Raw genomic sequence first — 10,930 nt, 5'->3', positions numbered from 1 at the left:
CGCCGTAAGGGTGGTAAGATTCCCTTAAACTAACTAAAACATATTCCAGTGTGGCGGGTGTGAGCTAAATCGCATTCGTCATACTGTTTTACTTCGCATTGAGTGTATAAACGTACCGCCTTTCGTTTGTAGGCTCATAGGTAGTAAAACCACCCTGTCATGTGGTTTATTGATTTTTATGTTAAAAATGGATCGCTTTACAAATGGGGATGTTGGTCTGTTCGATTGAATGGACCACGTCTCCTAGCAAGAAGAAATAACTTAATTTATTAGTAATTACTCACAACATTTACTAATGTAAGTCAAGGTTCTTCTTCTAAACGATTAAACGAGCAGAGAGCTTCCGCTCTTTGTTTGAGCCAATACAGCTGAACATTCCCCTCAGTCTTGTGTGTTGGTTCAAACAAGGCGCCGGAAGAAAGATATGCGTCTTGGATATAATCACATTGTGTAAAAGAAATTGGTGAAAATGACATTAAGTAGCCGACTCCACGGAGTATAAACGAGAAGATTCTTAGTCTTCTCCCAGTCACCGAACACAGGGCGTGTAGCCATACTAGTTGATACGGTGGTTTGGAGAATGTTAAGAATAATCTTGACATCAATCTAAGAGATACTTATTGCCATTTGTTATCTCTCTTCCCCTTTAGGAGCTGTCACCTTGCGGTGATGGCTTTTTGTTTTGTAGGATTTTCTTCTTTTCTGTCGAATAGATAGATTGGGAAAGGAGGAGATAAAATGGAGCCAATTTATGTATTAAAAACTTTCATGTACCCGGTTAAGAGCAGTAATGGAATTGAATACTGGGAAATAAAACTTTCTGATGTTAATAGTATTTATTATGGCGGCGCACGTTGTATGAATGACGATGGACTATTTATTGAATTTAAAGAATTAGGTTCAAGAGATGAAGCGCAAGCAATAAATTATATGGTTAGCATGATTAAAGAAAACTTATAATTTAAAACCACAAGCATCCATAACGGGTGCTTTTTTCTTTGTTATATAGAAATTACACATTAAACATTTATGCGGTGGCGGAATAGGTAGACGAACACATGTAACGATGTGGAGTGCGGTGTTATCACTCTGACAATGAACCTTGTTAACGGGTTTAATAAACTGACACTATAATCATTGTCATGCAAGGCGCAAATCCTTGCCCGCATATTAAACAAAATGGACATTTGGTTAGGAGGATAAGGATGGAATTAACATTAGAAGGATTAGAACAATGTTTTAATGAAGCAGCAAGTGAAGAGGCTAACTATGTAGCTGTACAGATTGAAATGGATGGCTTCCCTAGTGATGAGGTAATTATTAATGATAAACATAATATCGTTTCTAAATTAGAGTATTACAAGAAAACTTACAATGAAGATTTAGAGCATAGATACGCTGCAGGTATTCGTATTGTAGGTTATGCATATGGATACTCGTTCTCTGGAGTTCAACGTGAATTAGGACTAGTGATTGAATAGTGATTAAACCAATAGCAATTAGGAGGATGAATGATGGAAGAGAGAACAATTAAGTTTGAAATTGTAATTGAAGGTGAGTGTACACCAGAAGAACAATCTAAAGTTAGAAAAATGTACGATTTCATTGAGCAATATGCTAAAGATCACGGATATAAAGCTACAAAAACGGCAGGAGTTAAGGAATTAATGGAAAACGATAAAAAGAATACTGTTGCTGTAAAAGTAGACGTTGATACAAAAGAAGCTAATGAAAATATTGCAGAGTTAACTGCTGCTGCTAATGAATGTGTGGCCGCATTGGAGAAGTTGGAGAGACTTACTAATAAGTTTTCTGGTTTCCCTCAAACTAAGATTTCAGTTCATGCTGATACAATTGCACAACGTATTAATAGTGCCGAATCAAATCTCAGGATTTAAATCATGACTAAAATAATAGCAATTATCGTAGGCGCTGCCGTGATCTGGTGGGCGTCTTGTTTGTTGTTAAGGAAAGATAAGGGGTAATAAGAACATGACTAGAGAAGAAATGATTCAATTCGTCATTGATGGTGGAAAAGAGTTTGGAGAAGATTACACTCTTAAAGGATTAGAGAATATGCCTGATGAGGAATTGAAGAAACAAGTTGAATGGGTGGACTATCTGTTGGGTAAGTAATTCTAACAAAACAAACGAACACAACGAACGAAAATAGAGGAGGGAAAACAAGTGAGATATACAACTGTTATCGAAGAAGGTTTAAGTTTTGGTGATGCGATAAATGCATTAAAGAAAGGCAAGAAAGTAACTCGTGCTATTTGGGGTGGTTATTGGTTTTTATCAAATAAACCATATCTTAATGAAACAAAGGACGAAGGATACAAGACATCATTTTATTTAGGTCCAACTATTTTTGCGGTTTTAAAAGATATGGGCGGTGTTGCTCCTGCTCAAGCGTACCAATCTGATATGTTAGCGGACGACTGGATGGTGGTTGAATAATGAATAAAAGAGAACAATTTGAAAAAGTCTTTAAAGAAGCATTTGAGAATGAAGCGAAATATGTATTTGTTGAAATATTCATGGAAGGTTTTCCATCAACAGAATTAATTGTAAATCCTACTACAAATATTATTCCTAAGATGGAGTATTATTTAAAAACATATGACGAAAATCTTAATCATAAATTCTCGAAAGGTATCAGTATTTTGAAATTCGGGGCGACAAATGACTTAGGTCTTTTGGAATATCATTACCACGCGGAAGGGGATAAATAAGATGGGCAAAGAGACGATTATTAAATTATCAGAATTGCAATCAATTAAAGAGGAACTTAGCGCGAAGTTAATTGAACGACGAGATGAGGATGGGGAAATCGGAATTGAAGAAGCTGTTACAGCAGGACAGATTGCATTAGTAAACAATTTAATGGTTAAAGCGAAAAAGAAAGAACAAAAGGTAAAAAACACAATTGCTAAGGAAGAAATTGATAGCATTTTAGAACGAACGCATTGGACGGTAAAAGAATTTCACGGCAAGTGTACAGTGGTAATCGCTAAATTGCCGAATGGATTCATTTTAACAGAGTCTAGCGCGTGTGTTGATCCTGCCAATTATGACGTGAATATCGGTATCGAAATCTGCAAAGACCGAATTACGAATAAGATTTGGGAATTAGAGGGATATCTCTTGCAATGTGAAGTTTCATTCAAAAATAGAGGAGGGGAATCATGAGTCAACACGATGTTTTATTTAGTATTACTGAAGATGGTCGCGACGGCATCAATTTTCAAGTACATGGAAGTAAAGTTAAAAACATTCTAAATCAGAAGGAAGAAGTTCTTGATGTGATGGAACGACTAAGAAAAGCTTTAGTAAATGAAACGTATCCGTTTAACAGACCGAAAACCGAACGAAAATATAGATAGTTAACAAGGTGAAGTTTATGCAGGAAATAACGGTGATTAGGTGCTAAAAATGGCGTTTTTAAGCCAATGTATAAAATTATGAATACCTCTTATTCATAGGAAATCACAAAAACACTGATATCAAGGTATTTCCCATCCGTCTTATTTACATAATGTATCTTATCGGTAGTCATTTTGCGTATAATATTCATTTCCCTGCATAAATTAGTTTTCGTTATGGATTTTTTAAAATAAGATTCTTTTGAGGTGATTTCGTGCTGATCTATACAGTTGTGATGTGGGACAATGCTGATACGGATATTATGTTAGCGACTGCGGATAGAGAAGAAGCATTAAAAGTGTTCGAATCTTGTGTAGCATTCTCTTTGCAAGTTTGGGAAAAGGGTGAAGTGCTAATTGAAATGATAAATAGTGAAGGTGAATACTTTGCTGATGGCGGTCTAGAAAGATATCCGGAAAAAGGACAACAGTTGTTTAATGAGATAGTAAAACAATTACAGTAGCACATATGCTGCTTTTTTATTTGTATAAGAGGATGTGAGAGAATGGCCTTTGCTGATTTTAGAAAAGCATTCAAGAAGCCTGAGGCAGTAATTCCCATAACAAAAGAACAAATGAAATTATTTATGGGTGAAGAACCTGAGGTGAAAGTTTATCTGGTAACTAATCAGAATGGGAAAGAAGAGAAAATCCCAATCAAACCAGGAACAACTGAACTATATGCGTTAACCGACAAACATGGATCGCATCATTTTAAAACAATTGAGGAGTTAAATGATTATATAAAAGTTAATGGGCTTTGGGATAACTAATAAACATAAGCAATTAGCATGAGGTGAGTGATAGATGAAGACAGAAGTTATTTGTAAAGAATGCAAATATGAATATAAGATAAAAGAAATTAAGAGTAAACGGATTACTGAAGATATAAATGAACATTACTTTGTATGTCCTGAATGCAGTGTAGAGCAGAATTGTTTCTACGATGATAAGGTAGTAAGGAAGTTAATGCAACATCAAAAGAATCTACGCTTTAGATTACAGAAGTCCACAAGTATTAAACGTAAACAAAAGGTATGGGATGAATTACAAGAGACTAATGAGAAGATTGCAGCAGAGATGGATAGAGTAAGAGAGTTGGTTGAATCAAATGCCAAGTAAACCGAAGAAGCCTTGTACTCATCCGAGATGTCCTGAGCTTACAACACAACGTTATTGTGATACCCATAACAAACATGCTACCCGTTATTATGACAGGGTACAACGTGACACTAGGTCTACTACGTTTTATAACAGTACAGCATGGCAAACAGTACGACGACAAGCACTGTTACGAGATAATAACTTATGCCAACAATGCTTTAAAGAAGGAATACTGAAGCCTGCTGATATGGTCCATCACAAAGTAGAAGTTAAAGATAATTGGGAGTTACGTTTGAATATAGATAACCTAGTAAGTTTATGTAATGCATGCCATAACAAAGTACATGGAAAGAGGGGATAAAGATGAGCGAACCTTTGCTATCTATTGTACTAGCAGATATAAACGGCGTACCAGAAGTACATTATAAGGGAGAGAAGATTGATGGTAAGGTCAGAGTAAGTTTTGATTATAAGACTGATGATGTTGAAGAGAAGTATCCTAATTACATTCATATAGAACATGTTGAGAGTCATGAAAAAGGGATAAATACAAAAATTGTTCAATATAATCATCCGATTTGATTGATATATTTTTATACACACTGGTTTGTATATAGCCCCCCTTATGAACATTTGAAGGCAGGCGACCCTCCAGACCGCCGCCCCGCTTCACGCGCAGAAAATTCCCTAAATGAAATTTTCAAAAATGGCGGTTTGGGCTCCCTAAACTAAAAATCTGAGAGGAGGTAAGAAGATGGCACGTCCAAGGCAACCAATTGATTTGATTGTATATAAAGGAAAAAAGAATTTAACAAAACAAGAAATTGAGGAACGGAAGTCGCAAGAAATTAAAGCACCTAGTAATAGGATAAAAGCACCGACTTACCTCCCGAAAGATTTAAGAAGAAAATTTAAAAAGATTTCTGACGAGCTAGCGGAAATTGGGATTATGTCTAATCTCGATGTCGATGCATTAGCTCGTTATTTATTGTCTGAAAAGATGTATTGGCAGGTAACAGAAACACTACTTGATACTTCTCCAACGAAGATAGAGATATTTATTAAATCCGATCAGGATGGCAATAAAGTTGAATCCATAGAAGAGATAGTTTCAAATGATGTTTATACAGATTTGCTCGTTAATCAGGACAAGCTTTTTAAACAATGTAGGCAAGCGGCTAGTGACTTAGGACTAACTATCACTTCAAGATGTAAGTTAGTTATGCCAAAGAGTGGACAAGACCCACCAAAAACAGAGGAAGAAAAGCTATTTGGTAATAGATTGTAGGTGAGAGCAATGAAAAATGAAAATGTCTCAGCTCAAAGCCTGTATTTGCGAATTTATCAGTATGCTATAGATATTGTAGATAAGAAAGTACCAGCATGTAAGAAGCATATACGAGCATGCGAACTGTTTTTACGTGACTTGAACCTTATTCAAAACGATGGCTTCGAGTATTATTTTGATATCGAGGAATTATATCGATTCTATAAATGGTCATCTATGTTCAAGCACACGAAGGGGGTCCTTGCAGGGCAAAAGATAGAATTAGTTGATTTCCAATTATTCGTCGTGGCAAATATCTTTTGTTGGAAGCGTAAAGACAACGACAGACGTAAAGTTAAGAAAGTTTATATTCAACTTGCTCGTAAGAATGCAAAATCACAGTTATTAGCAATAATTTGCTCTTATGAATGCTTCTTATCTAAAGAACAACAAGAGGTTTATATAGCTGGATGGGGAAGGGACCAGTCTTCCTTAGTTTACAATGAGGTATTAAGCCAAATCGCTGTGGTTGACATGTTAAAAGGGAAATTTACTGATAGCTACGGAAAAATCACTCATATAAAGAGCGGTTCAATTATCAAACCGTTATCAAAAGAAGCAAGAAAAACTGGTGATGGAACGAACCCAGGTGTTTCTGTAATCGATGAATATCATGCGCATGATACTAGTGAAATATACGATGTACTTATTTCAGGTATGGTAGCACGACCAGAAGGATTAATGGTAGTCATTACAACGGCAGGTTTTGACCTTTCGAAACCATGTTTTACTGAATATCAGTATGTAAGCAAGATATTGGACCCTAATTTACCTGTTGAAAATGAAGAATATTTCGTAATGATTTGCGAACTTGATGAAGGTGACGATATAAAGGATGAAAGAAATTGGGTGAAAGCTAATCCTATTGTTGCTAATTACGAGGAAGGGCTTAAGTTCTTGAGAAGTGAGCTTCAAATCGCTCTTGATGTTCCTGAAAAAATGCGAAATTTCTTAACTAAGAACATGAACATTTGGGTTGATATGAAAGACAGCGGATATATGGATATGTCCAAATGGAGTACTTGTGGTGATGATAATCTTCAATTGAAGGATTTTGAAGGTTGCGAAGCTATATTGGGCATCGATTTATCAGCGAAAATTGATTTAACATCGCTTGGGATCATTATTAAGACTGATAAATACAACATATTTAGTCATAGTTTTATGCCAGAAGATTCAATGAGAGAAAAAGTAAAGAAAGATAAGGTCCGTTATGACTTATGGAATGAACAGGAATACATTACAACGACCCCTGGCAGTGTTGTAGATTACAATTTCATAAAAACATATATAAAGAATTTAGAAGAACAATATGGAATTATCATTAAAGAGATATGCTATGACCCTTGGAATGCTAGCCAGTTTGCGCAGGATATGGAAGCTGAAGGATATGTAATGGTTGAAATTAGGCAAGGAATAGGCACTTTAGGTGAGCCAACTAAGAATTTTAGAGAAGAAGTATATTCTAAAAACGTTATTCATGACGACAACCCTGTTTTAAGTTGGGCAACTGGAAATGCCATAACAAAAGAAGATCATAATGGGAATATCATGCTTGATAAAGCTAAATCAATTGAGAGGATAGATCCGATAGCATCTTTGATTAACGCTCACGTTCGAGCTATGCTGATGACTTCTTCAGAACCTGTTATAGAAGTATGGAATTTTAATGATTAGGAGGTGAGAAAATGGGTTTTATGAACACAGTAAAGAATGTTTTCCGTAGAAGAAAGATAACCGATGAAAATTTTACGAAATGGAACCAACTTACTAGTAAACGTAGTTGGCAAAATCATGATGTTCTAGCAAATAACGAAACTATATTTGCAGCTGTTTCTCGTCTATCAAATTCGTTAGCGACATTGCCGTTGAAGTTATACAAAGATTTTTATCCTATAACTAACAACAGAATGGCGGATTTAATGAATACTTCTCCAAACCCAAATATGACAAGCTTTGATTTTATTAGAACAATGGAAGTATTTCGTGATATTGAAGGTAATGCATACGCTTTAAAGCGTTATAATTATCGATTTCAGGTTGAAGCATTGGATATTTTAGATCCGACTAGAGTAGAACCAGTTTTAGAAGAGAAGTCAAAAGAACTTTATTATGAAATACAGGGTGAAGATGGGCAACGGTATTATGTCCATAATATGGATATGATTCACGTTAAGCACATTCATACGTCTGGTTATAAAGGAATCAAGCCAATACATGTTCTAAGGGATTCCATTGATTATGATGCACAAGTTAAAGAATTCAGCCTAGCTCAAATGGAGAATGGTATTAAAGCTTCTTTTGTGCTGAAAATAGCAACCAATATGAATGATGAAAAGAAGAAATCCATGCTTAAATCGTTCAAAGAGTTTTATTCTACAAATGGAAGTGGCGTAATTATTGTAGATAATGGCTCTGATTTAAAAGAAATTAGCCGAGATTTCATTGATACAAAGGTATTTGAGGTAGAACGAATAACGCGTTCTCGAGTAGCGACAGTTTACAATATACCACCTCATATGCTTGGGGATTTTAGTAACGCTAATTTCTCAAGTATGGAGCAACAATCATTAGAATTTTTACAAAATACGTTGATTCCAATTGTAAGAATGTATGAGCAGGAATTTAATAAGAAGCTTCTATCTGTTACAGAGCGTTCGCAAGGACTTACGTTTAAGTTCAATGTGAACGCTCTTTTACGTGGAGATATTCAAACTAGGGGTGAATTTTACTCAAAAGGAATCCGATCTGGTTGGTTCAAACCTAATGAGGTTAGGGCTTATGAGGAATTGCCACCTGTAGATGGTGGCGATGTACTACTTATTAGTGGTGACTTGTATCCAATCGACACACCTATTACAGAAAGAAATGGTAAAAGAGCACCTGAATCGAAGGGAGGTGATGGGAATTAAGAAGTACTGGGAATTTAAAAACCAAACAGATGATACAGCAGATCTTTATTTATATGTAGAAATCGCTTCATGGGGTGGAGGTTATTATGCTCATTCAGCAAAAAGCTTCAAACAAGAGTTAGACAATATGGGCGATATCAATACACTCAATGTTTATATTAACTCTCCTGGTGGCGATGTATTTGAGGGAGTTGCAATTTATAACATGCTAAAACGCCATAAAGCACATGTAAATGTACATGTGGATGGATTAGCCGCTTCTATTGCAAGTGTAATCGCAATGGCAGCAGACACAATTCACATGCCATCAAATGCAATGATGATGATCCATAATGCATGGCTGTATACAGCAGGTAATTCTAATGATTTACGTGAAGCGGCAGACATGCTAGATAAAGTGAATACATCCATTAGACAGTCATACATGCAAAAAGCTGGTGACGGTATCTCAGAGGAAGATTTAACAAAGTTAATGGATGATGAAACATGGTTAACGGCACAAGAATGCTTGGATTATGGTTTATGTGATGTTGTTGAATCAGCAACAGAGATTGCGGCTAGTGTAAATAAAGATATGTTTAATCGATATAAAAACACCCCGGAAGACTTATTGAATCACACAAATAAGTCTAATGCAGCTGACAATGTTAAAGAGCAGGAATATAGAAAACAACTTATTGCTGAATCAAAAGCAAGCAATGAAAAACTGAAGTTATATTTAGGAGGAATTTAGATGAAATTATATGAATTAAAAGCTAATTTAAAAACTGTAGGTGATCAGTTAGCACAAGTTGAAAGTGATATTGTTGCTAAAGCTGCAAATCCTAATGTACCAATTGAAGACATCAAACAATTAAAAAACACTAAAGAAGATTTAAAAGAACGTTTTGACTTATTAAAAGCTCAGCATGATGAGCAAGAAGCGGAACAACGTGCAGCTATTCAAGCGAAGCAAGATCCTAGTATTCCTGGTTTGCAAAGTGAAAACCCAAAAGCGCGCAAAACAGCAGCAAAAGCAGAATTAATTCGTGCTACGATTCGTAATCGCCCAATGACTGATGAAGCTAAAATGGCGTTAGGTGATCGTAATAACTCTGGTGGAGAGAAATTCTTACCATCTACATTAACAAATGAACTATTACATGAACCTTTTGTAAAAAATCCGTTACGTGATGTTGCTACATTCACAAACATTACAAACTTAGAAGTCCCTAAAATCGATTTCACTTTGGATGATGACGACTTTGTTTCGGATGAAGCAACAGCAAAAGAACTTAAGGCGGAAGGCGATACGGTAACATTCGGTCGTAATAAATTCAAAGTAAAAGCTAAAGTATCAGAAACAGTGTTAAACGGTACTGATACAAACTTAGTGCAAACTGTTGATGCAGCACTTGAATCAGGTTTAGCAGCAAAAGAGAAAAAAGTAGCTTTCGCTAAAACCCCTAAAACAGGAGAAGAGGCGATGTCATTCTATAAAGTTGGTATTAAAGAGGTTAGTGCTGAAAATAAATATAAAGCTATTAAAAAAGCTCTTGCTGACCTTCATGAAGATTATCGTGCAAACGCAAAAATCTGCATGACTTATCAGGATTACTCTGACATTATTGAAATCCTTGCAAATGGAAATGCAACACTTTATAACACTCAACCTGAACAAGTCCTAGGACGACCAGTTATCTTCTGTGATAATGCTACAGATCCCGTAGTTGGTGATTTCCGTTATTCACATTTTAACTATGACCTCAACATGCTTTATGACCGTGACAAAGATGTAGACAGTGGTATGGAATTATTTGTTCTAACAGCTTGGTTAGACCATAAAATCAAATTGAAATCAGCATTCCGTGTTGCGAAGGTAGTTGCGCAGCCCTAAAGATCCCCAAGCGCCAACAGGATTAAAAGTTGATTCTACTACAGTAACAACGGCCAACATCAGTTGGTCTCCTGTTGTGTACGATGGGGGTATTAAAGAGTACCAAGTATTCCGTAACGGGAAACAAGTAGGAACTTCACCGACAGCTACTTATAAGGATACTGGTTTAACTGGTGATACAACGTATTCATATCAAGTTAAATCTGTAGGTAACAATGGATTGATTTCTCCATTAAGCGCGGAATTATCAGTGAAAACAGCTGTATCTAGTGGTTGATAGGTGGTA

General features: G+C 35.9%; 19 protein-coding genes. All 19 read left to right on the top strand.

Annotation, left to right across the window (positions count from 1 at the left end; genetic code table 11):
• The first annotated feature begins 738 nt into the window (after nucleotides 1-738).
• The 19 genes from J0835_RS29035 (at nucleotide 739) to J0835_RS28945 (ending at nucleotide 10,921) form a co-directional block, all read left to right on the top strand.
• On the top strand, nucleotides 739-960 hold the full coding sequence (locus J0835_RS29035; protein WP_212934935.1) for a hypothetical protein: 222 nt from the start codon (nucleotides 739-741) through the stop codon (nucleotides 958-960).
• Nucleotides 961-1,205: 245 nt separating this feature from the next.
• Nucleotides 1,206-1,481, top strand: coding sequence for a hypothetical protein (locus tag J0835_RS29030; protein ID WP_000424058.1), 276 nt, complete (start codon nucleotides 1,206-1,208; stop codon nucleotides 1,479-1,481).
• A 33-nt stretch (nucleotides 1,482-1,514) separates the two neighbouring features.
• The gene (locus J0835_RS29025; RefSeq protein WP_000392742.1) at nucleotides 1,515-1,898 is read left to right on the top strand and encodes a hypothetical protein; all 384 of its coding nucleotides are present in this window, start codon (nucleotides 1,515-1,517) and stop codon (nucleotides 1,896-1,898) included.
• A gap of 94 nt (nucleotides 1,899-1,992) precedes the next feature.
• Entirely contained in the window at nucleotides 1,993-2,136 is a 144-nt protein-coding gene (locus tag J0835_RS29020; protein WP_193434168.1) for a hypothetical protein, read from the top strand.
• A 51-nt stretch (nucleotides 2,137-2,187) separates the two neighbouring features.
• Nucleotides 2,188-2,460 carry a Thoeris anti-defense Tad2 family protein gene (locus J0835_RS29015; RefSeq protein ID WP_100635114.1) on the top strand — a complete coding sequence of 91 codons (273 nt, stop codon included), beginning with the start codon at nucleotides 2,188-2,190 and terminating at the stop codon, nucleotides 2,458-2,460.
• The gene (locus J0835_RS29010; RefSeq protein ID WP_242250186.1) at nucleotides 2,460-2,735 is read left to right on the top strand and encodes a hypothetical protein; all 276 of its coding nucleotides are present in this window, start codon (nucleotides 2,460-2,462) and stop codon (nucleotides 2,733-2,735) included. The genes J0835_RS29015 and J0835_RS29010 overlap by 1 nt, the downstream gene beginning before the upstream one ends.
• Before the next feature lie 151 nt (nucleotides 2,736-2,886).
• Entirely contained in the window at nucleotides 2,887-3,192 is a 306-nt protein-coding gene (locus tag J0835_RS29005) for a Gp49 family protein (RefSeq protein WP_242250196.1), read from the top strand.
• Complete coding sequence (locus J0835_RS29000; RefSeq protein ID WP_074585901.1) at nucleotides 3,189-3,386, top strand: hypothetical protein; 198 nt, start codon at nucleotides 3,189-3,191, stop codon at nucleotides 3,384-3,386. The genes J0835_RS29005 and J0835_RS29000 overlap by 4 nt, the downstream gene beginning before the upstream one ends.
• Nucleotides 3,387-3,640: 254 nt before the next feature.
• The gene (locus J0835_RS28995; RefSeq protein WP_087983552.1) at nucleotides 3,641-3,889 is read left to right on the top strand and encodes a hypothetical protein; all 249 of its coding nucleotides are present in this window, start codon (nucleotides 3,641-3,643) and stop codon (nucleotides 3,887-3,889) included.
• 42 nt (nucleotides 3,890-3,931) lie between these two features.
• Complete coding sequence (locus J0835_RS28990) at nucleotides 3,932-4,198, top strand: hypothetical protein (RefSeq protein ID WP_176373410.1); 267 nt, start codon at nucleotides 3,932-3,934, stop codon at nucleotides 4,196-4,198.
• 34 nt (nucleotides 4,199-4,232) lie between these two features.
• Nucleotides 4,233-4,547, top strand: a complete 315-nt coding sequence (locus J0835_RS28985) for a hypothetical protein (protein ID WP_087983554.1) — start codon at nucleotides 4,233-4,235, stop codon at nucleotides 4,545-4,547.
• Nucleotides 4,537-4,890, top strand: coding sequence for an HNH endonuclease (locus tag J0835_RS28980; protein ID WP_087983625.1), 354 nt, complete (start codon nucleotides 4,537-4,539; stop codon nucleotides 4,888-4,890). Before J0835_RS28985 ends, J0835_RS28980 begins: the two co-directional genes overlap by 11 nt.
• 2 nt (nucleotides 4,891-4,892) lie before the next feature.
• Nucleotides 4,893-5,111: a hypothetical protein gene (locus J0835_RS28975; RefSeq protein WP_242250185.1), complete on the top strand. Its 219-nt coding sequence runs from the start codon at nucleotides 4,893-4,895 to the stop codon at nucleotides 5,109-5,111.
• Nucleotides 5,112-5,283: 172 nt separating this feature from the next.
• Nucleotides 5,284-5,817: a phage terminase small subunit P27 family gene (locus J0835_RS28970; protein ID WP_087983558.1), complete on the top strand. Its 534-nt coding sequence runs from the start codon at nucleotides 5,284-5,286 to the stop codon at nucleotides 5,815-5,817.
• Between the two features lie 9 nt (nucleotides 5,818-5,826).
• Nucleotides 5,827-7,533, top strand: coding sequence for a terminase large subunit (locus J0835_RS28965; protein WP_242250184.1), 1,707 nt, complete (start codon nucleotides 5,827-5,829; stop codon nucleotides 7,531-7,533).
• An 11-nt stretch (nucleotides 7,534-7,544) separates the two neighbouring features.
• Nucleotides 7,545-8,768 (top strand): phage portal protein, encoded by a 1,224-nt coding sequence (locus J0835_RS28960; protein ID WP_242250183.1) that lies wholly within the window; start codon nucleotides 7,545-7,547, stop codon nucleotides 8,766-8,768.
• On the top strand, nucleotides 8,758-9,501 hold the full coding sequence (locus J0835_RS28955; protein ID WP_223262125.1) for a head maturation protease, ClpP-related: 744 nt from the start codon (nucleotides 8,758-8,760) through the stop codon (nucleotides 9,499-9,501). The genes J0835_RS28960 and J0835_RS28955 overlap by 11 nt, the downstream gene beginning before the upstream one ends.
• A complete protein-coding gene (locus J0835_RS28950; RefSeq protein WP_242250182.1) occupies nucleotides 9,502-10,644 on the top strand; it encodes a phage major capsid protein in 1,143 nt (380 codons plus the stop codon).
• A complete protein-coding gene (locus J0835_RS28945; RefSeq protein WP_242250181.1) occupies nucleotides 10,631-10,921 on the top strand; it encodes a fibronectin type III domain-containing protein in 291 nt (96 codons plus the stop codon). The genes J0835_RS28950 and J0835_RS28945 overlap by 14 nt, the downstream gene beginning before the upstream one ends.
• Nucleotides 10,922-10,930 lie beyond the last annotated feature (9 nt).

Origin of the sequence: Bacillus cereus group sp. Sample62 (assembly GCF_036851315.1) — a bacterium.
GTDB classification, from domain to species: Bacteria; Bacillota; Bacilli; order Bacillales; family Bacillaceae_G; genus Bacillus_A; species Bacillus_A wiedmannii.
The sequence above is the reverse complement of the archived record's forward strand: the minus strand, read 5'-3'. Positions and strand labels throughout refer to the sequence as shown.

What these genes read in the sequence shown, in the direction of transcription:
- J0835_RS29035 (WP_212934935.1), top strand. Translation starts at nt 739, where the DNA reads ATGGAGCCAATTTATGTATTAAAAACTTTCATGTACCCGGTTAAGAGC.
- J0835_RS29030 (WP_000424058.1), top strand. Translation starts at nt 1,206, where the DNA reads ATGGAATTAACATTAGAAGGATTAGAACAATGTTTTAATGAAGCAGCA.
- J0835_RS29025 (WP_000392742.1), top strand. Translation starts at nt 1,515, where the DNA reads ATGGAAGAGAGAACAATTAAGTTTGAAATTGTAATTGAAGGTGAGTGT.
- J0835_RS29020 (WP_193434168.1), top strand. Translation starts at nt 1,993, where the DNA reads ATGACTAGAGAAGAAATGATTCAATTCGTCATTGATGGTGGAAAAGAG.
- J0835_RS29010 (WP_242250186.1), top strand. Translation starts at nt 2,460, where the DNA reads ATGAATAAAAGAGAACAATTTGAAAAAGTCTTTAAAGAAGCATTTGAG.
- J0835_RS29005 (WP_242250196.1), top strand. Translation starts at nt 2,887, where the DNA reads ATGGTTAAAGCGAAAAAGAAAGAACAAAAGGTAAAAAACACAATTGCT.
- J0835_RS29000 (WP_074585901.1), top strand. Translation starts at nt 3,189, where the DNA reads ATGAGTCAACACGATGTTTTATTTAGTATTACTGAAGATGGTCGCGAC.
- J0835_RS28990 (WP_176373410.1), top strand. Translation starts at nt 3,932, where the DNA reads ATGGCCTTTGCTGATTTTAGAAAAGCATTCAAGAAGCCTGAGGCAGTA.
- J0835_RS28985 (WP_087983554.1), top strand. Translation starts at nt 4,233, where the DNA reads ATGAAGACAGAAGTTATTTGTAAAGAATGCAAATATGAATATAAGATA.
- J0835_RS28980 (WP_087983625.1), top strand. Translation starts at nt 4,537, where the DNA reads ATGCCAAGTAAACCGAAGAAGCCTTGTACTCATCCGAGATGTCCTGAG.
- J0835_RS28975 (WP_242250185.1), top strand. Translation starts at nt 4,893, where the DNA reads ATGAGCGAACCTTTGCTATCTATTGTACTAGCAGATATAAACGGCGTA.
- J0835_RS28970 (WP_087983558.1), top strand. Translation starts at nt 5,284, where the DNA reads ATGGCACGTCCAAGGCAACCAATTGATTTGATTGTATATAAAGGAAAA.
- J0835_RS28965 (WP_242250184.1), top strand. Translation starts at nt 5,827, where the DNA reads ATGAAAAATGAAAATGTCTCAGCTCAAAGCCTGTATTTGCGAATTTAT.
- J0835_RS28960 (WP_242250183.1), top strand. Translation starts at nt 7,545, where the DNA reads ATGGGTTTTATGAACACAGTAAAGAATGTTTTCCGTAGAAGAAAGATA.
- J0835_RS28955 (WP_223262125.1), top strand. Translation starts at nt 8,758, where the DNA reads ATGGGAATTAAGAAGTACTGGGAATTTAAAAACCAAACAGATGATACA.
- J0835_RS28950 (WP_242250182.1), top strand. Translation starts at nt 9,502, where the DNA reads ATGAAATTATATGAATTAAAAGCTAATTTAAAAACTGTAGGTGATCAG.